This is a genomic window from Patulibacter sp. NPDC049589, assembly GCF_040675535.1.
In the GTDB taxonomy this organism is placed as follows: domain Bacteria; phylum Actinomycetota; class Thermoleophilia; order Solirubrobacterales; family Solirubrobacteraceae; genus Patulibacter.
In genome coordinates this window covers 1-24,384 of sequence record NZ_JBFAPC010000064.1, presented here as the reverse complement: position 1 = coordinate 24,384, position 24,384 = coordinate 1, and the positions used below count along the sequence as shown (strand labels likewise).

At 74.4% G+C, this 24,384-nt stretch carries 23 protein-coding genes and 1 pseudogene; 15 read left to right on the top strand and 9 right to left on the bottom strand.

The window, feature by feature from the left end; genetic code table 11:
• Positions 1-204 precede the first annotated feature (204 nt).
• Positions 205-453, top strand: coding sequence for a type II toxin-antitoxin system Phd/YefM family antitoxin (locus AB0L40_RS13745; RefSeq protein WP_364355102.1), 249 nt, complete (start codon positions 205-207; stop codon positions 451-453).
• Positions 450-710 (top strand): type II toxin-antitoxin system RelE/ParE family toxin, encoded by a 261-nt coding sequence (locus AB0L40_RS13740; RefSeq protein WP_364355099.1) that lies wholly within the window; start codon positions 450-452, stop codon positions 708-710. The genes AB0L40_RS13745 and AB0L40_RS13740 overlap by 4 nt, the downstream gene beginning before the upstream one ends.
• Positions 711-2,086: 1,376 nt before the next feature.
• Here the strand turns inward: AB0L40_RS13740 and AB0L40_RS13735 are convergent.
• The 3 genes from AB0L40_RS13735 to AB0L40_RS13725 all read right to left on the bottom strand — a co-directional run bounded on the left by AB0L40_RS13735 (position 2,087) and on the right by AB0L40_RS13725 (position 3,929).
• Positions 2,087-2,278: a (4Fe-4S)-binding protein gene (locus AB0L40_RS13735; protein WP_364355096.1), complete on the bottom strand. Its 192-nt coding sequence runs from the start codon at positions 2,276-2,278 to the stop codon at positions 2,087-2,089.
• A 98-nt stretch (positions 2,279-2,376) separates the two neighbouring features.
• Positions 2,377-2,679, bottom strand: a complete 303-nt coding sequence (locus AB0L40_RS13730; protein WP_364355093.1) for a GNAT family N-acetyltransferase — start codon at positions 2,677-2,679, stop codon at positions 2,377-2,379.
• 50 nt (positions 2,680-2,729) lie between these two features.
• Positions 2,730-3,929, bottom strand: a complete 1,200-nt coding sequence (locus tag AB0L40_RS13725) for an NAD(P)/FAD-dependent oxidoreductase (RefSeq protein ID WP_364355090.1) — start codon at positions 3,927-3,929, stop codon at positions 2,730-2,732.
• A 103-nt stretch (positions 3,930-4,032) separates the two neighbouring features.
• On the opposite strand from AB0L40_RS13725, the gene AB0L40_RS13720 reads away from it, so the two are divergent.
• Positions 4,033-5,268 (top strand): DUF4344 domain-containing metallopeptidase, encoded by a 1,236-nt coding sequence (locus tag AB0L40_RS13720; protein WP_364355087.1) that lies wholly within the window; start codon positions 4,033-4,035, stop codon positions 5,266-5,268.
• Between the two features lie 67 nt (positions 5,269-5,335).
• Here AB0L40_RS13720 and AB0L40_RS13715 read toward each other — a convergent pair whose 3' ends face one another.
• Genes AB0L40_RS13715 through AB0L40_RS13705 form a run of 3 tightly spaced genes read right to left on the bottom strand, consistent with a single transcriptional unit; the run spans position 5,336 to position 8,418 of the window.
• On the bottom strand, positions 5,336-7,660 hold the full coding sequence (locus tag AB0L40_RS13715; protein WP_364355084.1) for a helix-turn-helix transcriptional regulator: 2,325 nt from the start codon (positions 7,658-7,660) through the stop codon (positions 5,336-5,338).
• Complete coding sequence (locus AB0L40_RS13710; protein ID WP_364355081.1) at positions 7,657-8,196, bottom strand: AAA family ATPase; 540 nt, start codon at positions 8,194-8,196, stop codon at positions 7,657-7,659. Before AB0L40_RS13710 ends, AB0L40_RS13715 begins: the two co-directional genes overlap by 4 nt.
• A 21-nt stretch (positions 8,197-8,217) precedes the next feature.
• Positions 8,218-8,418, bottom strand: a complete 201-nt coding sequence (locus AB0L40_RS13705; RefSeq protein ID WP_364355078.1) for a hypothetical protein — start codon at positions 8,416-8,418, stop codon at positions 8,218-8,220.
• A 194-nt stretch (positions 8,419-8,612) separates the two neighbouring features.
• On the opposite strand from AB0L40_RS13705, the gene rpsA reads away from it, so the two are divergent.
• The 4 genes from rpsA (at position 8,613) to AB0L40_RS13685 (ending at position 12,344) form a co-directional block, all read left to right on the top strand.
• Positions 8,613-10,031, top strand: a complete 1,419-nt coding sequence (gene rpsA / locus AB0L40_RS13700; protein ID WP_364355075.1) for a 30S ribosomal protein S1 — start codon at positions 8,613-8,615, stop codon at positions 10,029-10,031.
• Between the two features lie 164 nt (positions 10,032-10,195).
• A complete protein-coding gene (gene coaE / locus AB0L40_RS13695) occupies positions 10,196-10,795 on the top strand; it encodes a dephospho-CoA kinase (protein ID WP_364355072.1) in 600 nt (199 codons plus the stop codon).
• Positions 10,796-11,064: 269 nt separating this feature from the next.
• Positions 11,065-11,622, top strand: a complete 558-nt coding sequence (locus tag AB0L40_RS13690) for a lytic transglycosylase domain-containing protein (protein WP_364355069.1) — start codon at positions 11,065-11,067, stop codon at positions 11,620-11,622.
• A complete protein-coding gene (locus tag AB0L40_RS13685) occupies positions 11,619-12,344 on the top strand; it encodes a GNAT family N-acetyltransferase (RefSeq protein WP_364355066.1) in 726 nt (241 codons plus the stop codon). The genes AB0L40_RS13690 and AB0L40_RS13685 overlap by 4 nt, the downstream gene beginning before the upstream one ends.
• Before the next feature lie 20 nt (positions 12,345-12,364).
• On the opposite strand, the gene AB0L40_RS13680 is transcribed toward AB0L40_RS13685, so the two are convergent.
• The gene (locus AB0L40_RS13680; RefSeq protein ID WP_364355063.1) at positions 12,365-13,120 is read right to left on the bottom strand and encodes a class I SAM-dependent methyltransferase; all 756 of its coding nucleotides are present in this window, start codon (positions 13,118-13,120) and stop codon (positions 12,365-12,367) included.
• A gap of 196 nt (positions 13,121-13,316) precedes the next feature.
• Here AB0L40_RS13680 and uvrB point away from each other — a divergent pair, with 196 nt between their 5' ends.
• Positions 13,317-15,362, top strand: a complete 2,046-nt coding sequence (gene uvrB, locus AB0L40_RS13675) for an excinuclease ABC subunit UvrB (protein WP_364355060.1) — start codon at positions 13,317-13,319, stop codon at positions 15,360-15,362.
• A gap of 246 nt (positions 15,363-15,608) precedes the next feature.
• On the top strand, positions 15,609-15,806 hold the full coding sequence (locus AB0L40_RS13670) for a hypothetical protein (protein WP_364355057.1): 198 nt from the start codon (positions 15,609-15,611) through the stop codon (positions 15,804-15,806).
• 116 nt (positions 15,807-15,922) lie between these two features.
• Here the strand turns inward: AB0L40_RS13670 and AB0L40_RS13665 are convergent, their stop codons facing one another.
• Positions 15,923-16,696: a zinc-binding dehydrogenase gene (locus AB0L40_RS13665; protein WP_364355054.1), complete on the bottom strand. Its 774-nt coding sequence runs from the start codon at positions 16,694-16,696 to the stop codon at positions 15,923-15,925.
• Positions 16,697-16,854: 158 nt separating this feature from the next.
• Between AB0L40_RS13665 and AB0L40_RS13660 the strand changes: the two genes are divergently transcribed.
• The 4 genes from AB0L40_RS13660 to AB0L40_RS13645 all read left to right on the top strand — a co-directional run bounded on the left by AB0L40_RS13660 (position 16,855) and on the right by AB0L40_RS13645 (position 21,424).
• Positions 16,855-18,069 (top strand): aminotransferase class I/II-fold pyridoxal phosphate-dependent enzyme, encoded by a 1,215-nt coding sequence (locus AB0L40_RS13660; RefSeq protein WP_364355051.1) that lies wholly within the window; start codon positions 16,855-16,857, stop codon positions 18,067-18,069.
• 173 nt (positions 18,070-18,242) lie between these two features.
• The gene (locus tag AB0L40_RS13655) at positions 18,243-19,595 is read left to right on the top strand and encodes a hypothetical protein (protein WP_364355048.1); all 1,353 of its coding nucleotides are present in this window, start codon (positions 18,243-18,245) and stop codon (positions 19,593-19,595) included.
• Positions 19,596-19,647: 52 nt separating this feature from the next.
• Positions 19,648-20,448, top strand: a complete 801-nt coding sequence (locus AB0L40_RS13650) for an A/G-specific adenine glycosylase (protein WP_364355045.1) — start codon at positions 19,648-19,650, stop codon at positions 20,446-20,448.
• Between the two features lie 106 nt (positions 20,449-20,554).
• Positions 20,555-21,424, top strand: coding sequence for a hypothetical protein (locus AB0L40_RS13645; RefSeq protein ID WP_364355042.1), 870 nt, complete (start codon positions 20,555-20,557; stop codon positions 21,422-21,424).
• 61 nt (positions 21,425-21,485) lie between these two features.
• Here AB0L40_RS13645 and AB0L40_RS13640 read toward each other — a convergent pair whose 3' ends face one another.
• The gene (locus AB0L40_RS13640; RefSeq protein WP_364355039.1) at positions 21,486-21,935 is read right to left on the bottom strand and encodes an Lrp/AsnC family transcriptional regulator; all 450 of its coding nucleotides are present in this window, start codon (positions 21,933-21,935) and stop codon (positions 21,486-21,488) included.
• Positions 21,936-22,072: 137 nt separating this feature from the next.
• Between AB0L40_RS13640 and AB0L40_RS13635 the strand changes: the two genes are divergently transcribed.
• Together AB0L40_RS13635 and AB0L40_RS13630 are read left to right on the top strand one after the other, a co-directional pair.
• The gene (locus AB0L40_RS13635) at positions 22,073-23,221 is read left to right on the top strand and encodes a Glu/Leu/Phe/Val dehydrogenase dimerization domain-containing protein (protein ID WP_364355036.1); all 1,149 of its coding nucleotides are present in this window, start codon (positions 22,073-22,075) and stop codon (positions 23,219-23,221) included.
• A pseudogene (locus tag AB0L40_RS13630) lies at positions 23,218-24,384 on the top strand (indolepyruvate ferredoxin oxidoreductase family protein); the annotation flags it as partial. The gene AB0L40_RS13635 and the pseudogene AB0L40_RS13630, both read left to right, overlap by 4 nt.

The window sequence follows — 24,384 nt, the reverse complement described above, 5'->3', positions numbered from 1 at the left end:
CGGGCGCGGTGGCGGCGATCGCGGGGAAGTCCTCACTTCTGATCATCGGAATTCCCTAGTCCTGAGCAGCGCGAGGGCCGGGGCGTCGGACGTGATCCGGGGGGCCGGCGGACGTCCGTCGAGGAGCCGCGGGTCCTCGAACGCCGCCGCCGCGCGAGACGGCCGATGTTGTACGAGACGACTGCCAGGTCGTACGATGTGACGATGGCCACGATGAAGATCAGTGCGGCGCGGGAGAACCTGCCGGAGGTGGTCGAGCTTGCGCGGACCGAGGCCGTGTTCCTCGAGCGGTACGGCCGTCCGGCCGCGGTGCTGGTCAGTCCGGAGCGCTACGCGCAGCTGACCGCGGCGCTGGAGGAGGCCGAGGACGTCGCCGCGTTCGATGCCGCGATGGCGGAGGAAGGCCCGAGCATCCCCTGGGATCAGGTGAAGGCCGACCTGGGCTGGGAGTGAGCCCGTATCGGATCGAGCTGCGCCCCGCGGCGGTCCGCGCGCTGAAGACGCTCGATCCCCCGGTCCGTCGGCGGATCCAGGGCGCGATCGCACTGCTGGCCGAGGACCCGCGGCCGCCGGCGGCCCGCAGGCTCCAGGGGCGAGACGCGTTGCGGGTCCGCGTGGGGGACTACCGGATCATCTACGCCGTCGAGGACGACGTGCTGCTGGTGGTGGTCGTGACGCTGGGGCATCGGCGCGAGGTCTACGACCGCTGATCGACGTGTCGCCGAAGCCGGCGCCGAAGTGGCCGGCCTGGTCGGTCGGTCGAGCGTGGCGAACGTACGACGCGCTGGCCGGCTGGACCGCGTCGCCGACGTCCTCGCCGCCCAGCCCGCCGAGCGCGTGTCGCCTGCCGAGCCCGACAGCCAATCCTCAACCGACCTCAGCACCCCAGTTCAAACACGCCAAATTGAGCGGATTTCTTGACGCGGGACAGGGACGGCCGATTCGAAAAGGCGTCGGTCTCTCACGCACCAGCTGTCAAGCTGCCAGTAGGCACTCTCTGCCGCAGCTTCCGAAGACGCCGCGACAAGCCGTTCCACCGCTTTGGGGAAGTTGGCCGCAGACCGGCCAGAGTCCGCGCGGAACTCGGCCCAAGAAACTCGGCCAAGTTCGAAGTCCAAGAGCGGGAATCCGGTTGCCATCAGTAGCCGTCTTTCTCGAACACGGTCCCTCTTGGGAACTGCGAACGGTCGAATTTCTTCTCGCATGCTTCGCAAACTGGGACCTGGCTGGGCTTGCCCTTCAGAAAAGCCCGAGGACGAGTTCTGTACCCGATTATCAAACGTCGCCACAACGAGACCGTCGTCGTCGCCGAAACGAGACCCGCGCAGGCGGATGCTCGATAGGCATCGAGAGGTCGACCTAGGGCTGTGTGGTGCGCTGGCTAAGATCATTGACGCCGTCTACGCGGGCGGCCTCACCTTGAGTCGACCGCCCCGCCGTAGTAGTTCGGTGTCAACTGCGCCAGCAGGCGTGGCCTAGGGCGCGAATTTTGCTCAGAAGGCCCAGAACGAGAACGACCACGCGTCACGTTCTGAGTTTGGCGCCCTATCGGCAAACGCGAGGACTCCGGTCGTGGCCGACTGCGAGCACAGGAGCACGGGATCGGTCGAGGAGCTCGTTAGTGGCCACAGCGAAAAACCTGCTGGCAGCGGGACCCGCAGGGCACCGCAATACTCATTGCCTTCGATGAATAGAAGCGGTTCAGGAGCTACATCGAGTACTTTGCGCACGGCAACCGATGCCAGCTGATCGGCGAGATCTCGGTCAGTGGTAGTCGCCCGCAACGTGGTCGCGGTTGCCCAGACTGACGCATCGACACCTCCGCTCGCCGGCCCCTCTTGCGGAAGAAGGCTCGAAGCCCGGGCTTCGTTCAGCAAAGCCTTTCGGTGAATCGAATCTGAGGCCTCCAAAGATACGAGTCGGTCCTCACGCAAACGAATCCCCGAGCGTTCGCTTACCTCTCGCAAGAATCTCGGGGTGAGCTCTCGGCCCTGTCTCTGCCGCCGGAGGAAGTCGATACGGTTCTGGCGCTCACTCACCATACGGAACTTTCGATTTCGGGTTCCCGTAACGGCGGAATCCGTAGTTATTCCAACCCTTTGCCGAGCCAGCGGCCCCCGCGCCCCGGGATCCCCCGCGCCCCGGGATCCCGCACGAGCTTCAGCGCCTGCGTCGGGCAGCGCGCGATCACCTCGTCCAGGGCGTCGACCGACGCGTGCTGGGGCTGGATCCACGGGCGGCGCTGGGTGTCGAAGACCTCGGCAGGCCGCGCACGCATTCGGCGGCGTGCCGGCAGCGCGTCGCCTCGTAGGTGACGACGGCGCCGTCCCGGGCGTAGCTGCGGACGCCCGGCGGGGGGGGCCGCGGCGTCGTCGCTCATTCGAACGCCTTCCGGATCCGCTCGTCGAGGAACGGCACGAACTCCGGGTGCGCGTGCACGTAGCGGGCGACGAACGGGCAGATCGGGACGATCGCGAGGTCGCGGTCCCGGGCGTCCTCCAGGGCGCCGGCGACGAGGACGCTGCCGAGGCCCTTGCCACCGAACGCGGGGTCGACCTCGGTGTGGGTGAACACGATGCGGTCGCCGCGGACCTCCATGTACTCGGCGAAGCCGGCGACGGCGCCGTCCTCCAGGACCTCGTACCGGTGCTGCGCTGGATCGTTGCGGACCTCGGCCATGCGTCTCCTCGCCGTCGCCGGCCGGGCGCCGACGCCTGATCCCGATCCTGTCAGACGGTGGGAACGGGCTCGGCGGGAGCGGCGAGTTCCGCATCCGCCGGGGCGGGGCCCGGATCGCTCGCCGCCCACGTCGACGCCGACAGCGTGTGCAGGTACGCGCCCCAGGCCCGCCGTCCGACGGACGGCGGCGACGTCAGGCGCAGCGCGGCGTCGAGCGTCCGGCGGTGGGGGATCACGCGGCCGACGAGCCGCTGCAGCCGCAGGAGCCAGCGGTACGCGGGGTCCTTCTGCGCCGACGCGGAGGCGTAGCGGCGCAGCGCCTGCTCGCGGGTCTGGCGGCCCTCGACGACGTGGCGCAGCTCGCGGCCCAGCGCGATCCCGAAGTGGAACGCCGGCCGGATGCCCTCGGCGGTCAGCGGCAGGCAGTGGCCGGCGCTGTCGCCGACGAAGAAGACGCCGCCGCCGGTCGAGGAGCGCAGCTTGTGGGGGATCCAGTTGCCCTGGAAGCCGTGCGGCTCGCGCTCCAGGTCCGCGACGAGCCTGAGCGTCGGGTCCTTGACGTGGTGGTGGGGGTCAAAAGAGCCGACGCCGACGCGGACCTCGCCTCCGGCCGGGAACGACCACGAGTAGCCGTCGGGCACGTAGCGCGGGTTCAGGTACAGGGCGAGCTCGTCGGAGCGACCCTCGGGGTGGACCTCGAGGCCGCGCGAGAGGAACGCCTCCGGCGGCTGGATCGCGTCCTCGCCGGCGGGCGCGAGGACCCGGCGCCAGCCGAGCGCGTCGACGACCAGCGGCGCGCGGATCGGGCCGCGGTCTGTGAGCACGGTCAGCGGGCCGCCGGCCACGGAGGACGGCCGGCCGAGGCCCTCGACCTTCGCGGTCTCGAAGACGAAGTCGCCCTGGTCGGCCAGCAGCCGGCAGAGCTTCCGGTAGTCGAACGTCACGAACGGCTCCGGCAGCGCCCACGAGAACGTGCGGTCCGGCGAGTGGGCGACGATCTCGTCGAAGCGCTGGAGGACGGCGTCGGTCAGGCCCAGCAGCGCGAGCCACGGCAGCGGCACGGCGCAGGCCGACGTCTGGCGCTCGCCGATCTCGTAGCGGTCGACCACGACGACGCGGGGGCGGGCCGGCGACGTCGCCAGCTCGCGGGCCACGGTCAGGCCCGCGAAGCTCGCGCCGCAGATCAGGACGTCGCAATCGATCTGCAGCGGCGTCCGCTCGTCGCCGCGCTTGGTCGCTCGGGTCGGCATCGGCCGCGGATCGTAGCCCGGATCGCCTGCGGGCCCCGCAGTGGAAAAGTTCGGGGTGGCGACCCCCTCGCTGCGCGGGCGGGCGAGCATCAGGCTGGTCGGCATGCACCGACCAGTCCCCGCGCTGCTCCTCGCCACCGTCCTCGCCGCCGCCGCGCTCACCGGCTGCGGGGGAGGGGACGACCAGGAGGCGAAGGCCCCGCCGGCCACGACGACCGCGACACCGGCCCCCGACGGGGCGTCCGCGGCCGCGTTCCGCCGCGCCGTCGCGTCCGCGAAGACGACCGTCGGTTCGATCGGCACCGACATCGAGACGGCCATCCAGGGTGCGGACAAGGTGAGCGATGCGCAGCTCGCCCAGCAGTTCAGCGCCCTGGCCGACCGCGCGTCCGCGGCGCTGACGACGCTCGACGGCATCACCGTGCCCGCCGGTGCGGAGGACGAGGTCGCGGCGTTGAAGACCGCGGTCCAGACGGGCACGAACGACCTGCGGGCGATCGCCCAGGCCGCTGACCAGAGCGACGCGCAGGCCGCGAAGACGGCGACCGAGGCGCTGATCGCCCACAGCCCGGCGATCGGCACGGCCGGCGACGCGCTGGTCGCCGTCGCCGGGGTGACCGCGAAGGACACCGGCTCGGACTCCGGGAAGATCACGGTCCAGTACGCACCGCCGCGCACGAAGACCGAGCAGATCGCCCAGCAGTTGCTCGAGGTCGGCGGCACCGACGGCGTCGCCGCCGGCTTCTCGCAGCAGTTCGTCCTGCCGACCAACCTGAAGATCCAGGCCGTACGGGGCTTCGTCGGCCCGAACTACGACCCGTCGACCAAGACGGTGACGCTCTCCTACGGGTTCGTCGACTACATCGCCACGGTGCTGCGCCGCAACGACCCGAAGATCACGGACGAGGAGATGGGCGAGCAGGTCGCCGCGATCGACGGCTTCATCCTCGTGCACGAGCTCGGGCACGCCTTCGCCGACATCTTCCAGCTGCCCCTGACGGGCCGCGAGGAGGACTCCGTCGACCAGCTCGCCACGGTCTTCCTCGTCGGCGGCGTCAACAACGGCGAGCGCTACGCGATCCAGGCCGCGCGGTTCTTCCGCCTGCTGTTCGACGACCGCAAGTCGCTGAAGGAGTCCGACTACTGGGACGAGCACTCGCTGAGCATCCAGCGCGCCTACGACATCGCCTGCCTCGTCGCCGGATCCAGCGAGGAGAACTTCGACGGGGTCCGCTCGCTCGGGATCCTCGGGAAGTCCCGCCTGGAGCGCTGCCCGTCGGAGTGGACGAAGATCGACAACGCCTGGAAGGCGCTGCTGAAGCCGTACGTGCGCGGCTGAGGCCCCGGCAGGTCCGTCGTCCGCAGCGCTGCCCGCGGGTCGGGACGGCGCCGCGGGCGGGGGAGCCTCAGGCTGCCGGTCCGACGGCCTCGGGGTCCTCGGCCAGCCGGGCGGCGACCTCGGTCCGCCGGCGCACGTCGAGCTTGCGGAGCACCGCGCTGACGTGCGTCTCCGCCGTCTTCTGCGTGATGAAGGCGGCCTGGGCGATCTCGCGGTTGGTCAGCCCCTCGGCCACGAGCTCCGCGATCCGGCGTTGCGTGGCGGTCAGGCTCTGCGCGCCGCTGGCCAGGTACCGCCGCGGCCGCGCCCCGAGCACGTGCAGCTCGGCCCGGGCGCGGTCGGCGAGCGGCCGGGCGCCGCAGCGGGCGGCGAGGTCCATGCCCTCCTCGAGCACGGTCCGCGCCTCGCGCCGGTGACCGGCGCGGCGGCGCGCGACGCCGAGGTCGACGAGCGCCGCGGCGAGCAGCAGCCGGCGCTCGGACGTGCGCAGGATCTCGACGGCCTCCTCCAGGCGCGCCGTCCCGGCCGACGGGGCGTCGGCCAGCGCGCGGACGTGGAGCGCTCCGCCGAGGCCGCCGGGCGTGCCCCAGCGGCGGGCGATCGCCAGCGCCTCGTCGGCGATCGCGATGCCCTCGTCGCGACGGCCCAGCGCGTAGAACGACCGCGCGGCGACGGCCCGCCACGGGGCGGTCCGGTCCTCGTAGCCGACCGCGGCGGAGACCCGGCCGAAGGCGAGGGCCTCCTCGAGGGCGCAGACGTGGTCGCCCGCGGCCTCGGCCAGCACCGCCGCCCCGTAGCGGACGAACACGCGCTCCGGGGTGTCGAGATCGCCGCGGGCGGACCAGGCGGCGACGAGGTCGCGGCCACGCTCCAGGTCCCCGGCGAGCGCGTGGGCCTCGACGAGCCACCCCACCGCCGCGGTCGCCCAGCGCTCGATGATCGTGTCGGCCAGCGGCCCGTCCCAGAACGCGACGGCGGCCTCGCCGTGCGCGGCGGCGGCGGGCAGCTGGCCGCGCAGCAGCTCGACCTGCAGGCCCCCGAGCTCGACGGAGGTCGTCCCCTCGGCCGAGCCCTGGGCCCGGGCGACGGTCGTCGCCATGGCGGACTCGCGCTCGACGCCGGCGTAGTCCTCGCCGAAGACCAGGACGTACGACGCCTGGCCCCACGAGGCGACGAGCCCGGCCTCCCCGAGCAGCGTGCCGTCGGCGAGCGCCCGCCGCGCGAGCGGCAACGCGTCGCCGGCGGTGGAGTCGGTGGAGAAGGCTCGGGCGATCGCCGCGTTGGACAGGGCGATCCGCTCCGCCGGGGTGTCCCCGGCCAGTTCGGCGTAGCCCAGCATCCGCTGCTGCGCCTCGGGCGCCAGCTCCGGCACGTAGAACGCGATCGTGGTCCGGACCGCGTCGACCCGCAGGGCCGCGTCGCCGGACAGGCCGACGGCGGTCTCGTCCAGCATCCGCACCGCGCCCCGGAAGTCCCCGGTCGACGTGAGCGTCGTCGCGAGGTCGATCGCCGCGGCGACGCGCTCGTCGGCGTCCGTGATCCGCAGACGCGCCGCGTCCAGGTGCGCGGCGGCGCCCTCGGCGTCCCCGACGGCGAGCTCCGCCCGCCCCAGCGCGGCGAGCACCGAGCCGGTGCGGTCCGGCGCGGGCGGCTCGGCGAGGGCGCGCCGCAGGTGGGTCGCAGCGATCACCGGGGCGCCCTTCTCGAGCGCGTCGATCCCCACCGCCGCGAGCCGGTCGGCCGTGGCCGGGGACCCGGCGGCCTCCGTCAGCAGCAGGTGCGCGGCGACGCGCGGCTCCTCGGCCCCGGCGGCGTCGAGCAGCCGGGCGGCGCCCTCGTGCAACAGGCTGCGCTCGACGACGGTCAGATCCCCGTAGACGGCGCCGCGGACGAGCGGGTGGACGAACTCCTGCGGGCTGGCGTCGGCGAGGACGCGCGCGGCGACCAGGCGCACGACGGCGGCCGCCGCGACCGGGCGGTCGAGCCCGGTGAGCGTGGAGATGCGGGTGAGGTCGCTGTCGGTGCCCAGCACGGACACGGCCCGCGCGACCGCGACCGCCTCCGGGCCAAGGAAGCCGACGCGGAGCATCACGGCGTGGCGCAGCGACTCCGGCGCCGTGCTGGCGATCGCCTCGACCGTCGCGTCGTCGACCTCCTGCCCGCTCTGGCGCAGCGCGAGCACGACCTCGCCGATCAGGAACGGGTTGCCGCCGCTGATCCGGTGGCAGACCTCGACCGTGCGCTCCCGGGGGTCGTGGCCCGCCGCGTCGGCGAGCAGCCTCCCGGTCCCGGCGGGGCTCAGCGGCCGCGGCGAGAGGTGGACGACCGCCGGGTCGGCGTGGAGCCCGTGCAGCGCCGGCGGCACCTCGGCGCCGTCGCGGGTGGCGATCACGAGCAGGACCGGCAGGCCCTCGATCCGCCGGGCGAGGTGCGCGAGCAGGCGCAGCGACGGGGGTCCGCCCAGTGCGCGTCGTCGACGACGAGCGCCAGCGGCCCCTGCTCCGCGAGCGCGACGACGAGCCAGTAGACGCCGTGGACCGCGCCGTGGGACGGCTCCGCCAGCGCGTGGGGCGGGCGGTCCGCCACGTCGGCGAGGTCCAACGCGCCGAGGCCGAGCCGGGCCGCGTCCGTCGGTGGCGTGGCGGCGAGCTGGACGCCGCGCGACCGCACCTCGCGCTCGAGCAGCTGCCGGACGACGCCGAAGGCGAAGTCGCGCTCGACCTCGGCCCCGACGGCCCGCAGCACGCGCATGCCCGACCGCTCGGCGAGCTCCGAGGCGACGCCCACCAGACGGGTCTTGCCGAGCCCGGCGGCGGCCTCCACGAGCAGCACCGATCCGGTGCCCGAGCGGGAGCGCGCCACGGTGGCCTCGATGGCCCGCAGCTCTGGTCGCCGCTCCAACAGGCCCTGCTGGGCATCGAGGGTCATGAGGGAGCGGAATCATAGTTCCTACGGGGGTGGTGTACGGGGTTTCGGGGTCTCGATCCGGTCCCGCTCGGGCTGCTCCGCGAGGACTCCGTCGATCGCGCCGGCGAGCCCGATCCAGCCGGCGAACCCCCGCCACGGGCCGTCGGGCTCCCGCAGGCGACCGCTCAGGGGCCGGGCCTCGTCGATCTCCAGCTCCACCGCGATCGGTCGTTGCTCGGACACGGTGACAGCATCCATGCGGCCCACGACCCCCGCGTCGGCAGGACGACCCGTAGATTTGACGGGCCCGGGACGCCGTCCGGCGGCGTCCTCGCGGAGCGGCCCCGGACCGCCCGAGGGCCGTGGCCGGGCCGCCGTCCGCCGGGCCAGGGGGCGGGAGGCGCCGATCGCCCTCGTGGCGCTAGGATGCGCTGTTCATGTCCACCACCGAGATCCCCGCGGCGACCGTGGTTGAAGGCTCTGACGGCCTCCTCCTCGAAGTCGACGGGAACATTGTCCCCAACTACGACGCCACCTTCCCCGGCTTTGCCGAAGGTGACGTGATCACCGGACGAGTCGTCCGCATCGATCCAGACGAGGTCTGGGTCGACGTCGGCTACAAGTCCGAAGGCGTGATCCCGCAGCAGGAGCTGTCGATCCGCAGGAACGCCGACCCGTACGACGAGGTCGAGCTGGGCGAGGAGGTCGAAGTCCTCGTCATGATCAAGGAGGACGACGAAGGTCGCCTCAAGGTCAGCCGCAAGCAGGCCCGCTACGAGCGCGCGTGGAAGCGCATCGAGGCGGCGCAGGAGACGGGCGAGCCCGTCGAGGGCACGGTCATCGAGGTCGTCAAGGGCGGCCTCATCATCGACCTGGGCGTCCGCGGCTTCCTGCCGGCGTCGCTCGTCGACATCCGTCGCGTGCCGAACCTCGACGAGTACCTGCACACGATCATCGAGTGCAAGGTCATCGAGCTCAACCGCCAGCGCAACAACGTGGTGCTGTCGCGCCGCGCCGTGCTGGAAGAGGAGCGCAAGGAGCAGCGCCAGGCGATCCTGGACGTCCTGCAGCCCGGCGTCGTGGTCGAGGGTCAGATCTCGAACATCGTCGACTTCGGCGCGTTCGTCGACCTCAACGGCATCGACGGCCTCATCCACATCTCCGAGCTGTCGTGGACGCACGTCAACCACCCGACCGAGGTCGTCTCCATCGGGGACGTCGTCCAGGTCAAGGTGCTCGACATCGACCGCGATCGCCAGCGCATCTCGCTGGGTCTCAAGCAGACCCAGGAGGATCCGTGGCAGCGGGTCGTCGACACGTACAACGTGGGCGACGAGCTCGAGGGCACGGTCACGAAGGTCGTCACCTTCGGTGCCTTCGTCGAGATCATGGAGGGCGTCGAGGGCCTCGTGCACATCTCGGAGCTCGCCTCGCACCACGTCGAGTCGCCCCGCGAGGTCGTGCACCCCGGTGACGACGTCAAGGTGAAGATCCTGGAGATCGACGACGACCGCCGCCGGCTGTCGCTCTCGGTCAAGCGGGTCGAGGGTCAGGTCCTGCCGCGTCGCGAGGCGTCGGCGGACTCCGGTGACGAGCTCGCGCACACCTCCGGTGGCGACGAGACGGCCTACACCTCCAGCGACGAGGGCTTCAGCCAGCCCCCGGCCCCGCTCGAGGACGAGGACGAGGCTCCGGCCGCCGAGGCCGACGCCGACGCGCCGGTCGCCGACGCCGAGGTCGCGGTCGAGGAGACCGCCGCCGAGTCCGACGCCCCGGTCGAGGAGGCCGCCTCCGAGGAGGCCCCCGCCGCCGAGTCCGAGGACGCGGCCCCGGCCGCCGAGGAGGAGCAGGCCTAGCCTGCTCCCGGTGCGCTCCGGCGCGCCGACCAGCTGTGCCCTGCGGCCCGCCCTCCGGCGGGCCGCAGTCGTTCCCCGGGCCTCGACGGTCACGGCCCGGGCGGTCCGGCACGCCGACGCGCGGCGGGGCCGCGCCGCTGGGCCGCGCGGTACGGTTGGGGGCGATGGCGGTCCCCTTCGTAGGACTGACCGGCGGCATGGCCTCCGGCAAGTCCACCGCGCTCGCCGCGCTCGCGCGGCTCGGTGCCCACACCCTCTCGACGGACGCGGTGGTCCACGGCCTGTACGAGGGCGACGAGGTCCGCGACCTCGTCGTCGCCCGCTGGGGTCCCGGCGTCGCGCCGGGCGGGACGGTCGACCGAGCCGAGATCGCCAAGCACGCGTTCGGCGACCCGGAGGAGCGTCGCTGGCTGGAGTCGGAGCTGTGGCCCCGGGTCGCCGCCGCCGTGATCGCCTTCCGCCAGGCCGCCGACGCCGCCGATCCGGCCCCGCCCGCCGCGGTGGTGGAGACCCCGCTGCTGTTCGAGGCGGGCATGGAGGCCGGCTACGACGTCACGATCGCCGTCGTGGCACCCGACGCGCTGCGCAGCGAGCGGGCCGGCGAGCGCGGCCACCACGGCATCGACGAGCGCAACGCCCGGCAGCTGTCGCAGGACGACAAGGCGGCGCGGGCCACGTACGCGATCGTCAACGACGGCACCGTCGAGCAGCTGCAGCAGCGGCTGGCCGACGTCCTGGACGACCTGGCCCGCACCCGCACGTGAGCACCGGCGGCCCCGCACGGAAGCCGCGGCCTCCCCGGCCCGCGGGCCCGCCGCGCGCGGGGGCGTCGGCGCCACGGCCGGGAGCCTCGCGCTCCGGCGCGGCACCCCGTCCGCGCCCCGACGGCGCGCGGGCGTCCCAGTCCCGCACCCCGCCGCCCCGCCGGGCCCCGGCGTCCGGCGGCCGGCCCGCGCCGTCGTCCCGCCGCCCGTCGTCCGGCGGCCGGCGCCCCGGGAGGCGCCGCGGCCGCCTGCGGCTGCTGGTCGTCGTCGTGGCGCTGCTGGTGGGCGCCGGCGTCCTCGGCTGGGCCGGCCTGCGCCCGAAGATCGAGGGCGCGGTCGACGAGATCCGCCTGCCCCTCCGCCACGAGGACGTCATCCGCCAGCAGGCGAAGGAGAAGGGCCTCGACCCCGCGCTGGTGGCCGGCGTGATCTACGCCGAGTCGCGGTTCCGCGACAACCAGGAGTCCTCGGCCGGCGCCCTCGGGCTCATGCAGGTGACGCCGGACACCGCCCGCGACATCGCCAAGGAGTCCGGGGCCAACACGTTCGCGATCGGCGACCTCCACACCGCCGAGGTCAACATCCGGTACGGCACCTGGCGGCTGCGGGACATGATGCGGCGGTTCGACGGCAACCAGGTCCTCGCCGTGGCCGGCTACAACGCCGGGCCCGGCAACGCGAAGCGCTGGCAGGACGAGGCCGCCGCGGCCGGGGTGCCGATGACGATCCAGCGGATCGGCTTCCCGGAGACCCGCCACTACGTGGAGAAGGTGCTGGACGCCGAGCGCGACTACCGCAGCACCTACCCGTCGGAGCTCGGGCTGTGAGCGCGGTCCACCGCTCGATCCCGTCCACCGCGGCGCCCGCCGCCGCGACCCCCGGCGGCGTCGGCCCGACCGGCGACACCGCCCAGTCGACGGCGGACGTCGTTCCCGCCGCCGAGGCGATCCGGCCGCTCTTCGGCGGCGCGCGCGTCGAGCGGATCGCGGTCGTCGACCCGCAGCTGCACGCGCAGCTCCTGCGGATCTGGACCGACGTCTCCAACGCCGGGGGCTGGGTCGGGTTCATCCCGCCCGTGCAGGCCGCCGACGTCGAGCCCGCGCTCGACGCCGCGCTCGTGCGCGTCCACGACGGCCGCGACTGGCTCGTCGTCGTCCGCGCGTCCCCCGGCCCCGACGCCCCGCCCGACGACGGCGCCCGCACCGGCTGGCGCGACGTCGCCGGCTTCGCGTTCGTCGCCGCCAACGACCGCCTCCTGTCGGAGCACTGGCGCTGGGTGCTGCGCGTCCAGGTCCACCCGGAGCACCAGGGCGCCGGCCTCGGCGCGGTGCTGCTGGACGGGTTGGGGGACATGGCGCAGGACGAGGGCCTCGAGATGCTCCACCTGACCGTCCGCGGGGGCGAGGGCCTCGAGTCCTTCTACGCGCGGGCCGGGTACCACGAGGTCGCCCGGATCCCCGGCGCGATCCGCGTCGCGCCCGGCGACGACCGCGATCAGGTCGTGCTCGTCTGCCGGCTCGGCGAGCGCGGCACCCAGCGCACGTCCTAGCGCCGGACCGAGCGCGCGTCCTAGCTCGCGGCGGGCTTGCTCGCCGTGACGAGCCGCGCCCACGGCATCACCGAACGCCACGCCTTCGACCGCTCGGCGTCGGCCAGGCCCGCGGCCCGCAGGTGCTTCACGAGTCCCCGGCTGCAGAACGGCTCCAGCAGCGCGACCCGGCCGCCGGGCCGCAGGGCCCGGGCGAGCTCGGCGACGGCCTCGCCCCGCGCGGCGTCGGAGGGCAGCAGCGCCAGGCAGTCGCGCGAGACGACGAGGTCGAAGCCCGCGTCCTGGACCGGCAGCTCGCGGATCGACCCGGTCCGGAGCGTCACGCCCTTCACGCCCGCGAGCGACAGGGTCCGCTTCGCCACCGTCCGCCCGTTCGGCGTCAGCTGGCTCTGCACCCAGGCGTCGACGCCGGTGACCTTGCCCTTCGGCAGCCGCACCGCCAGTCCCGCGCAGAGGAGACCGGTGCCGCAACCGAGGTCCAGCGCGTCCTCGTCCCCGCGCAGCTCGAGGCCGTTGAGCATCCGGTCGGCGGCCTGGATCTTCTTCGTCGACCCGGTGCGGAAGAGCCCGGCGCTGACGAAGAAGCTCGTGATGCACGTGGTCAGGAGCGCGAGGACGAGGACGATCAGGCCGCTCTCGAACGCGTTGGGGAGGAGCGCCGATCCCAGCGTCAGGACGCCGAAGAGCATCCCGAGGCCGGCGGTCCCGCGCGCCTGCTTGGGGCGGTCGAGGCCGTACGGGAAGTTCGCATCGACCTCGTCAGCAACGTCCGCCATCGCGGGCAAGGGTACGAGATCGTGAGCGGGCCCCGCCCCGAGCGTCGCGGCGCGGGGCCGCGGGGGCCGTCGGCGGGGCTCGGGGCACCCGCCGGGGGTCGGACCGGCCCACCCGGCCACCATGCGGACCGTGGTCGTCCGCATGCGAACGCCCGTTCGACCGGGACGGGATCGCGCCTCGCTACGCTGGAACGCGATGCCGCCGTTCAAGCTCGCCGCCGGATGGACCCCGAAGGCCGACCAGCCCAAGGCGATCGACGGGATCGTCGAGAGCGTGCAGGCCGGCAACCCGTTCACGACCCTGCTGGGCGCCACCGGCACCGGCAAGACGATGACGATGGCCTCGACCATCGAACGCCTGCAGCGCCCCGCGCTCGTGATGGCCCACAACAAGACGCTCGCCGCGCAGCTCTGCAACGAGTTCCGGATGTTCTTCCCGCAGAACGCGGTGGAGTACTTCGTCTCGTACTACGACTACTACCAGCCCGAGGCGTACGTCCCGTCGAAGGACCTCTACATCGAGAAGGACTCGGCGATCAACGAGGAGATCGACCGCCTGCGGCACGCCGCGACCGCCGCGCTGTTCGCCCGCCGGGACGTCGTGATCATCGCCTCGGTCTCCGCGATCTACGGCCTCGGCTCGCCGGACACCTACGACCGCAACCTCATCGTGCTCAAGCGCGGCGACACGGTCGACCGCGACGCGCTGCTCGCCAAGCTCGTCCACATCCAGTACCAGCGCAACGACACCGCGCTCGCCCGCGGCACGTTCCGGGCCCGCGGCGAGACGATCGAGATCTTCCCCGCCTACGCCGAGACGGCCTTCCGCGTGACCCTCTTCGGCGACGAGGTCGAGCGGCTCCAGCACCTCGACACGCTCACGGGCGAGCTGCTGGAGGACGACCTCGAGCACGTCGCCGTCTGGCCGGCGTCGCACTACACGACGCCCGAGGGCCAGATGGAGCGCGTGGTCGACGAGATCGGCACCGAGCTCGAGCAGCGGGTCAAGGAGCTCGAGGCCGAGGGCAAGGAGCTCGAGAGCCACCGCCTGCAGCAGCGCACCCGCTACGACATGGAGATGTTGCGGGAGATGGGCTTCTGCAACGGCATCGAGAACTACTCGCAGATCACCGACGGCCGCAAGCCCGGCGAGCGCCCGTACTGCCTCCTGGACTACTTCCCCGAGGACTTCGTCTGCTTCCTCGACGAGTCGCACCAGACCGTCCCGCAGATCGGCGGCATGTACGAGGGCGACCGCTCGCGCAAGCAGACGCTCGTCGACTACGGTTTCCGCCTGCCGTCCGCCCTGGGCAACCGCCCGCAGACGTTCGACGAGTTCCTCTCGATCACGCCGCAGATGGTCCTCGTCTCCGCGACGCCGGGCAAGTTCGAGACGGCCCGCTCGGAGCACGTCGTCGAGCAGATCGTTCGCCCGACCGGGATCGTCGATCCCGAGATCGACGTCCGCCCGTCGATGGGCCAGGCCGACGACCTGATGAACGAGATCCGCAAGCGCCGCGACCGCGACGAGCGCACGCTGATCACGACGCTGACGAAGAAGATGGCGGAGGACCTGACGACGTACCTGCTGGAAAACGGGTTCAAGGTCCGCTACCTGCACTCGGACGTCGACACGCTCGAGCGGATCCAGATCATCCGCGAGCTGCGCCTCGGCGAGTTCGACGCCCTGGTCGGCGTCAACCTCCTGCGCGAGGGCCTCGACCTGCCCGAGGTCACGCTCGTGGCGATCCTCGACGCCGACAAGGAGGGCTTCCTCCGCGGCTCGACGGCGCTGATCCAGACGATCGGCCGCGCGGCCCGCAACGTCGAGGGCCGCGTGATCATGTACGCGGACAAGCGCTCCGAGGCGATGGAGCAGGCGATCGGCGAGACCGACCGCCGCCGCGCGATCCAGCTCGCCTACAACGAGGAGCACGGGATCACGCCGACGACGATCGCGAAGGGCGTCTCCGACATCGGCGAGTTCCTGCAGGGCGAGTCGAAGCTGCCGAAGGGCAAGCGCCGCCGCAAGAAGCAGGAGGAGACCGACAAGCTCACGACGGCGGACCTCGACAAGCGCTTCGTCGCCCTGGAGGAGGAGATGCTCCAGGCCGCCGAGGAGCTGCGCTTCGAGCACGCCGCCGCGCTGCGCGACGAGCTCCGGGAGCTGCGGCAGGAGCTCGAGCGGCGCGGTGAGGCTGAAGGCACGGCCGCCCCGGCGGACGCCGCGTCCGCGGACTGAGGCCCGCGCCCGCCGCGCGGGCGGCGCCCTCGGCGCGGCGCCTCGCCGGGGTGGGGCCGAAGTAGCCGGTTTGCGGGCGGTTCGTGCTCGGCTGCGTCGTGGACCCGCCCCGCCCGCCTCGGCGACCCCGGTTCCGGCGAATCGGTCTCCGAGGAGAACTCTTCGGAACACCACAGGGTGGACGTACGCGCGTGGTGCAGGATGGGATGCACCAGCAACCCCCATCCGCTGAGAGTCGAGCACCCCATGACGCACCCCCGCCGCCCCGTCGCCGTTCCGCAGCTCGAGGTGATCCGCGCCTCGGACGACACCGTCCGCGCCGAGCTGATCGCCCTGCCCGTCGTCCGCACCTCGATGGGCGACCACGTCATCGAGGATCCGAAGGCCGCCGCGGCCGTCGCCCGCGGCGACGTCTCAATCGGCGGCATCCACTCCATCGCCTGAGTCCCGAGCGGCGCGCCCGGTCCGCCGGGCCGGCGCGCCTCCGGGTCGCCGCGTCCCGGCGCCGCGCCGCGGACCGGGCAGCGGAACCGCCGGTCAGGCCTCGGCGTCGTCCGTCGTCAGGACGACCTTGCCGGGGCGCGCCGCGCCTCGAGCGCGGCATGGGCCCGTGCGGCCTCGATCAGCGGGAACGTCGTGACCAGCGGCCGCCAAGCGCCGTCGGCCACGGCCGCGAGGCTGCGGGCCGCGAGCCCCGGAATGCCGCCGGGCAGCGCCTGCATCCGCGGGCCGAGGCTCCAGCCGGCGGTGGCGCCGAGCCGGATCAGGTCGGCGCTGTCGAACGCCGTCGGCGTCCCGGACGAGGAGCCGAACATCACGAAGCGTGCCCCGGGTGAGCAGAGCCCGAGCGCCTCGCGCCCGATGTCGCCCCCGACCCCGTCGTAGACGAGCGACACGCCGCCGACCGCCTCCCGGACCTGCGCGGCCCACCCGTCGACGCCGTAGTCGACGACGAGGTCGGCCCCGGTCGAGCGCAGCAGCGCGGTCCGCTCCTCGCCCCGCGCCGCCGCGACCACGGTCGCTCCCGCCGCCCGCGCCGCCTGGACGAGCAGCCAGCCCACGCCGCCGGCGGCCGACGGCACGAGGACCACGTCGCCCGCGGCCGGCGGCTCCAGCTCGACGACGCCGCGGGCGGTCCGGCCGGTGCCGACGGCCGCCACGGCCTCGGGCGCGCCGACCCGGTCGTCGAGCGCGAACAGGCGGTCCGGCGTCGTCACCGCCTGCTCCGCGTACCCGCCCGGGACGAGCCCGAGGTGCGCGGGGGAGAGGTCCGGCAGCGGCTCGAGGGTCAGGACCGACGGCGGCCCGAACGTGTGCTGGCGGATGGCGCGCATCGGCCCATCCCACACCTTCGAGCGTGCTCGAGGTCGAGCCGGCGCCCCGGCGGCCCCCCGCCGATGGTCGCCCGGGACGAGGGGGAGAGGCCGGCGGCCGGGCGGGTCGTCGCGGCCTGGAACGCGGAAGGCGGCCGCGACGGCCTACGCTGGCCCGCATGCCGCACGAGACCGCCACCCGCCTGCGCGGGTTCGGGACGACGATCTTCGCCGAGATGACCGCGCTGGCCGCGCGGACGGGCGCGATCAACCTGGGCCAGGGGTTCCCGGACGAGGACGGGCCGCGCCCCGTGGTCGAGGCCGCCGCCGCGGCGCTGCTCGCGGGCCCGAACCAGTACACCCCGGCGCGGGGGATCCCGGAGCTGCGAGCGGCCGTCGCTGTGCACGCGCGCCGCTGGTACGGCCGCGAGCTGGACCCCGACACCCAGGTCCAGGTGACCGTCGGTGCGACGGAGGGCATCGCAGCGGCGCTCCTCGGCGTGCTGGAGCCCGGCGACGCCGTCGTCACCCTCGAGCCGTACTACGACTCCTACGCCGCGGGGATCGCGATGGCCGGCGCCGAGCGGCGCACCGTCGCGCTCCGTCCACCCGCCTTCGGCCTCGACGTCGACGCGCTGCGCGCCGCGGTCCGGGGCGAACGCGACGGGGCGGCGCGGGGGACGGGCCCCGGAGCGCGTCCGGGGGCCGGCAAGGCCGCCCGCGCGCTGGTGCTGAACTCGCCGCACAACCCGACCGGCAAGGTGTTCGACCGGGACGAGCTCGAGCAGATCGCGGCGGTCTGCCGCGAGTTCGACCTGGTCGCGATCTGCGACGAGGTGTACGAGCACCTGGCGTTCGACGTCCCGCACGTCCCGCTGGCGACGCTCCCCGGGATGGCCGAGCGCACGCTGACCGTCTCGTCGGCCGGGAAGACGTTCGCCCTGACCGGCTGGAAGGTCGGCTGGGTGACCGGGCCGCCGGACCTCGTGACGGCCGTGGCGACCGCCAAGCAGTTCCTGACCTTCTCGGGCCACGGGCCGCTGCAGCACGCCGTCGCCGGGGCCCTGGCGCTGGACGACGCGTTCTTCGCCGCCGCCCGCGACACGCTGCGCGCCCGCCGCGACCGCCTGTGTGCGGGCCTGGAGGCCGCGGGCCTGACCACCTACGTGCCCCAGGGCGGGTACTTCGCGGTCGTCGACGTCGCCTCGATCGGCGAGCCGGACGGCGCCGCGTTCTGCCGCTCGCTGCCGGAGCGCTGCGGGGTCGTGGGGGTGCCGGTCTCGGTGTTCTGCGACGACCCGGACCTCGGCCGGAGCCTGGTGCGCTTCGCGTACTGCAAGCGCGAGGACGTCATCGACGACGCCGCGTCGCGCCTGGCGGGACTGCGCGGCTGATCGCCGCCGGAGCGGCGACCGGCCACCCGGTCGTCGGCAACTTGGCGTGCGTCGTGCGCGCACTGTTGCGTCGTGCGCATAGGATCCGCACGTTCGTGTGACGTGCCGCCCCTGCGGGCGCCGGCGTCCGCGGTCCTCCCCCTACCGCTCCACCGACCAAGAAGGACACCCCCATGTCCCGCTCTCTGCTGGCGGGCGCCCTCGGCGCCGCCACGATCAGCGCCGTGCTCGCGCTCGCCCCATCGGCCGGCGCTGCCGGCACGTACGACTTCTACTCCTGCAAGGGGCCCAACGGATCGCCGGCGGGCGTGGCGGGTTGGACGCCCGCCGCCACGGCCGGCGCCGGAGCCACCGACGGTTGTGCCGGCGGCGGTCCATTCTCGCTGACGATCGGCCTGAACGCGGCGGACACGACGCGCGCCGCCTGGACGTTCGCGGCGCCCGCGGGCACCCGGGTCGCCGCCGTCCAGCTCGCCCGTGCGACCCAGGGCTTCGCCGGCGCCAAGGCCTCGCGGCTCTCGTACGAGCTCAACGCCGACGGACAGGCGTCCGGAGGCGGACTCGAGAGCCTCACGCAGCTGAAGGACGACCAGGACCAGGCGGACCTGACGGCTCCGGTGTCCAAGCCCGGCCTTGACGCCTCGGGGCTGTCCCTGAGCTTGCGCTGCTTCCCCAGCACGGGGTCGACCTGCGCGAATCCCACGGCGTCGGTCGCCGTCCAGCAGGCCGTCGTCACCCTGAAGGACCCGGCGGCCCCGACCGTCGGCAACGTCCAGCAGACGGACTCCGGCGACACCTCCGGGATCCTGCGCACGAAGTTCGACGCGTCCGACGTCGGCGGCGGGCTCTACCGGGTCCGCACGCTCGTCGACGGGCAGCCGTTCCTCAACGAGGGTCTCGGCGACGCGAACTGCGCCGACGCGGACCCCGCGACCCCGGACACGAACCAGTTCCTCTCCCCGCAGCCGTGCGCCCCGAGCGTCGCCGGTCGCGAGGTCGCCGTGGACTACCGCAAGCTGTCGCCGGGGCCGCACACGGTCCAGACGGACGTGCAGGACGCCGCCGGCAACACGACCACGGTCAGCGCCGTGCCGTTCCCGAAGGCCAACGTCGACGGCACCGCCGCCGACTACGAGCGCCTGCGCACCGCGTCGTTCCGCGCGTGGTTCGTGAAGGGCAAGAAGCACCCGCGCTCGATCACGGTGAACGTCGGCCGGCGCACGACGCTGCGCGGCGACGTCGTCGACAAGAAGGGCAAGGGCATCGCCGGCGTCCGGCTCGACGTCTACCACGTGCTCGCCAACGGCAAGAAGACGCTGGCGAAGACCGGCCTGAAGACCCGCACCAACGGGCGCTTCACGTACATCGTGTCCAGCCGCGTCGACACCCGCAAGATCCAGCTGACGTACCGGATCGTCCGTCCGGGCCCGATCAGCAACCGCCGCACCCTGTCGCTGCGCGTCACGAAGAAGGGCAAGACCTTCTACCTGCCGGGTAACAAGCCCAAGGCGACGAAGAAGCGGTGAGCGCACGGGCGGGGCGCGCCGTCGCGCCCCGCCCGCGGCTACCCTGCGCGGGATGTCCGCCGACCGCGAGGCCGCCCGCGACGCGGTGCTGGCCTGGTACGACGAGGTCGCCCGCGACCTCCCGTGGCGGCGCACCGACGACCCCTACGCGATCCTCGTCTCCGAGGTGATGCTGCAGCAGACCCAGGTCTCCCGGGTCGTGCCGCGGTTCGAGGCCTGGATCGACCGCTGGCCGACCGCGGCGGCCCTGGCCGCCGCCGAGCGCCGCGACGTGCTCGGTGCCTGGGTCGGGCTCGGCTACAACTCCCGGGCCGTGCGGCTGCAGGACGCGTGCGTCGTGGTCGCCCGCGACGGCTGGCCGGCCGACGCGCGCGGCCTGCGCGCGCTGCCGGGGATCGGGCCCTACACCGCCGCCGCCGTGGCGTCGTTCGCGTTCGGCGAGCGGGTCGCCGCGGTCGACACGAACGTCGTGCGGATCAGCGAGCGGCTCGGCCTCGGGGGACCGGACGAGCTGCTGCCCGACGACGACCGGGCCCCGACCTGGAACCAGGCGGCGATGGAGCTCGGCGCCGTCGTCTGCCGGTCCCGCGCGGCGGACTGCCCGCGCTGCCCCGCCGCGCGCTGGTGCCGGTCCGCCGGGCGCGTCGTCGTGCCGCCGCGGGCGGCGCGGGGGACCCGGGAGCGGTTCGAGGACAGCGACCGCTACGTCCGCGGCCGGATCGTCGCGTCGCTCGCGAACGGCGAGCCGTGGCCGGACGCCCTGGACGCCGCCCGCGTGGAGCGCGCGGTCGACGCGCTCGTGCGCGACGGCCTGGTGGAGCGGACACCCGACGGCGTGGCGCTGTGCGGCTGACCGCCCCGCAGGATCCGCTCCAGCGGTCGACGAGGTCGGTCGCGCCGGCCACGGTCGTATAGATTCGGCCGCGGCCGGCCTCCGAACGTCCGAAGGGACCCTGCGTATGTCACTGGACCGTCAGAGCATCGAGAAGCGCGACTTCCCCATCTCCCGCCGCGGGTACGAGACGGTCGCCGTCGACGAGCACCTCGCCGGGATCGCGACGGAGGTCGAGGCCCTGCGCTCGTCGGCCCCCGCACCCGAGCCGACCGCGTCGCTCGCCACCAGCGCGTCGGAGCGGATCCGCGGGATCGTCGAGGCCGCCGAGACGACCGCGGCCGAGATCGAGCGCGCCGCCGAGCAGGACGCGGCGGCCGCCCGCGGCGCCGCGGACGACGACGCCCGCGCGACGCGCGAGGCCGCGTCCTCCGAGGCCCAGGCCCACGTCGCGGCGGTCCAGGAGGCCACGGCGCTCATGCTCCAGCGCATCAACGCCCTCGAGAGCACCGTGTCGGGCCTCCTGACCAACATCCGCTCCGCCGCCGGCGGCGTCGGCGCCGATCTGGCCACGCTCCACGCCCAGGTCGTCGAGGTCGGCGGCCTCGGGTCTGGCGCGCCCGACCGCACGTCCGAGCCCGCCGCCCCGGCCGCGGCCCCCGCGCCCGTCGCGGCCACCGGCGCCGTCGTCCCGCCCGCCGCCCCGGTCCCGCCGGAGGCCGAGCTCGTCCCCGAGCCGGAGCCCGAGCCCGTCGAGGAGCCCGAGCGGGTCGACGCGCTGGTCGTCGACGAGGAGCCGCTCGCCCCCGAGCTGCCGCTGTCGGGCCTGCCCGAGGCGCCCCGCAGCACGGACGTCGCCGGCGCCCGGATGGTCGCGCTGAACCTCGTGCTCGACGGCGTCCCGCGCGACGAGATCGAGGCGCACCTCGACGAGCGCTACGCGCTGGACGACCGCGCCTCGCTGCTCGACGAGCTGTACGCCAAGCAGGGCGGCTGAGCCCACCGGCTCGGGGAGGGCTTCCCGGCCCTCCCGCCCGCTCCGGGCCGCCGCCCGCGCCTCAGCCGCCGCGGCGCCAGCGGCTGAGCACCATCAGGGTCTTCGTGCCCGTGACGTGACCGGTGTGGCGCAGCCCGTTGATGACGTGCTGGAGGTGCTCGACGCTCTGTACGCGCACGCGGACGAGCGCGTCGGGGTCGCCGGCGGTCGTCGCGACCTCCTCGACCTCGGGGACGCGCCGCGCCGACGCGACGATCTCGGTGACGTCCGTGTTGCCGGTGAAGCGCAGCTCGACGTACGCCTCCACCGAGGGGCCGAGCGCCGCCGGGTCCACGAGGACCGTGTAGCCGGTGATGACCCCGGTGCGCTCGAGGCGGTCGATCCGCCGGCGCACCGGCGCGGGGGAGAGGCTCACCCGCTCGGCGATGTCGGCGATCGTCCGCCGCGCGTCCTCGCGCAGCAGGTCGATGATCCGGCGATCGATCTCGTCGATGGCGACGGGGACGGGCATGCCGCAACGGTACGCCGCTCCACCCTGCCGCGCACGAAACGAGCGCCGGCGGGTCGTGTGCGTGCTCGAACGGGCTCGGCGCGCCCGAACCGTGCGCGTGGCTTGCCCGCGCGGCGGGCGCGGTGTCTGCTGCCGTCATGACCAGCTCCGACCCGCGCCAGGCCGACGACCGGACGACCGGCCGGACGCTCCCGGGATCCCCGTCCGCCGCTGGCGACGACCTCTTCGCCGGCGAGCGGCTCGTCCTCGTGCACGACGCGGCCAGCGGGCTGCGGGCGGCGATCGCCCTGGACGACACGACGCTCGGGCCGGCGCTCGGCGGGGTCCGCCTCAAGCGCTACCCCGACGCCGCCGCCGGGATCCGCGAGGCGCAGCGCCTCGCCGCCGCGATGACGCTGAAGAACGCGGCCGCCGGGCTGCCCTACGGCGGCGGCAAGGCCGTGATCCTCGACGACGGCCCGGTCCCGGACCGCGCGGCGCTGATGGCGGCGTTCGGACGCGCCGTCGCCGGCCTCGGCGGCGCGTACCTGCCGGGCGTCGACATGGGCACCACGACGGCCGACCTCGCGACGATGGGGCGCGCCGGCGCCACGGTCTCGTGCGCCGACGAGGACCCGTCCCCGTGGACGGCGCTCGGCGTCCACGCGGCCGTCCTCGCCGCGGTCCGCCACACCGACGGGCGGGACGGCCTCGCCGGGGTCCGGGTGCTCGTCCAGGGCGCCGGCCACGTGGGCGCCACGCTCGCGCGGCTGGTCCGGGACTCCGGCGGCACGGTGCTCGTCGCCGACGTCGATCCCGTCCGCGCGTCGGCCGTCGCCGCGGACGTGGGCGGCTCCGTGGTCGCCGCGGACGACGTCCTCACGACGGAGTGCGACGTCTTCGCGCCCTGCGCGGTCGCCCGGGTGCTGGACGAGCGGACGATCCCGCGGCTGCGCTGCCGGATCGTCGCCGGCGCGGCGAACGACACCCTGGCCGAGCGCGCCGACGCGGACCGGCTCGCCGGGCGCGGCGTCCTCTACGTCCCGGACTTCCTCGCCAACGCCGGCGGCGTGATCCACATCCACGCGCTGCGGGCCGGCTGGGACGCCGGGCGCCTGCGCGCCGCGGTCCTGGCGGTCGGCGACCGCGTCGGCGCCGTCCTGGCCGACGCCTCGGCCGCCGGCGGCACGCCGCTGGACGCCGCCGAGGCGCTCGCGGCCGACCGCATCGCCCGCGCCCGGCGCGACGCCTCCGGGCCCACCGCGGCGCCTGCGACCGACCGTCTCGTCGCCGGGCTCGCCGCATGAGCCCGCTCGCGTCGTCGGAGCGCCCGGTGCGTCTCGACGACGCGCTGACGGCGGAGGACGGCCCCGTCCTCCTCAGCGGCATCCGGGCGCTCGTCCGGCTCGTCCTCGAGCAGCGCCGCGCCGACGCGCGCCGGGGTCTCGACACCCGGGCGTTCGTCTCGGGGTACCAGGGCTCCCCTCTCGGCGGGGTCGACCGCGCGATGCAGGCCGCGTCCGCGCACCTGGACCGCGCGGGCGTCGTCTTCCGGCCCGGGCTCAACGAGGAGCTCGCCGCGACCGCCGTCGCGGGCACGCAGCTCCTCGGGCAGCTCGACCGGCGCCGGACCGAGGGCGTGACGGGCTGGTGGTACGGGAAGGCCCCCGGCCTCGATCGCGCCGCCGACGCGATCCGCCACGGCAACCTCTCCGGCACGGCGCCGCTGGGCGGGGCCGTGGCGTGGATCGGCGACGACCCGACCGCGAAGAGCTCGACGGTCCCGAGCTCGTCGGAGCCGCTCTGCCGCAGCCTCGTCGTCCCGCTCCTGGCGCCGGGGGCCGTCGGCGACGTCGTGCGGCTCGGGCTCCACGCCGCCGCGATGTCGCGGCACGCCGGGCTCTGGACGGGCCTGAAGATCACCGCCGACGTCGCCGACGCGACCGCCGTGGTCGACGTCTCCGGCGTCCTGGACGGGATCCCGGCGTTCGCGCCGCGCGAGGCGCACCACGCCCCGGTCCTGCTGCCGCCGACGAACCTCGACGCCGAGCTCGACCTCCTCACGAGCCGGCTGGACCGGGTCCGCGAGTACGCGCGGGCGGCGGACCTCAACCGCGTCGTCGCGTCGTCGACGACCCCGCGCCTGGCGATCGTCGCCGCCGGGCCCGCGTTCTCCGCGGTGCTGCGGGCCCTGCAGGACCTCGGGATCGGCCCGGACGGGATCGAGGCGCTGGGCCTGCGCCTCGTCCGGCTCGACCTGCCGTGGCCGCTGGACCGCGACCTCGTCCGCCAGCAGCTCGCCGGCGTCGACGCGGTGCTCGTGGTCGAGGACAAGCTGTCGTTCCTCGAGGGGCTCGTCCGCGACGCGCTCTACGGGGTCTCCCGCCCCCCGGCGGTGCTCGGCCGCGAGGACCGCGACGGGCGCCCGCTGCTGCCCGCCCGGGCGGCGGTCGACGCCGACGACGTCGCC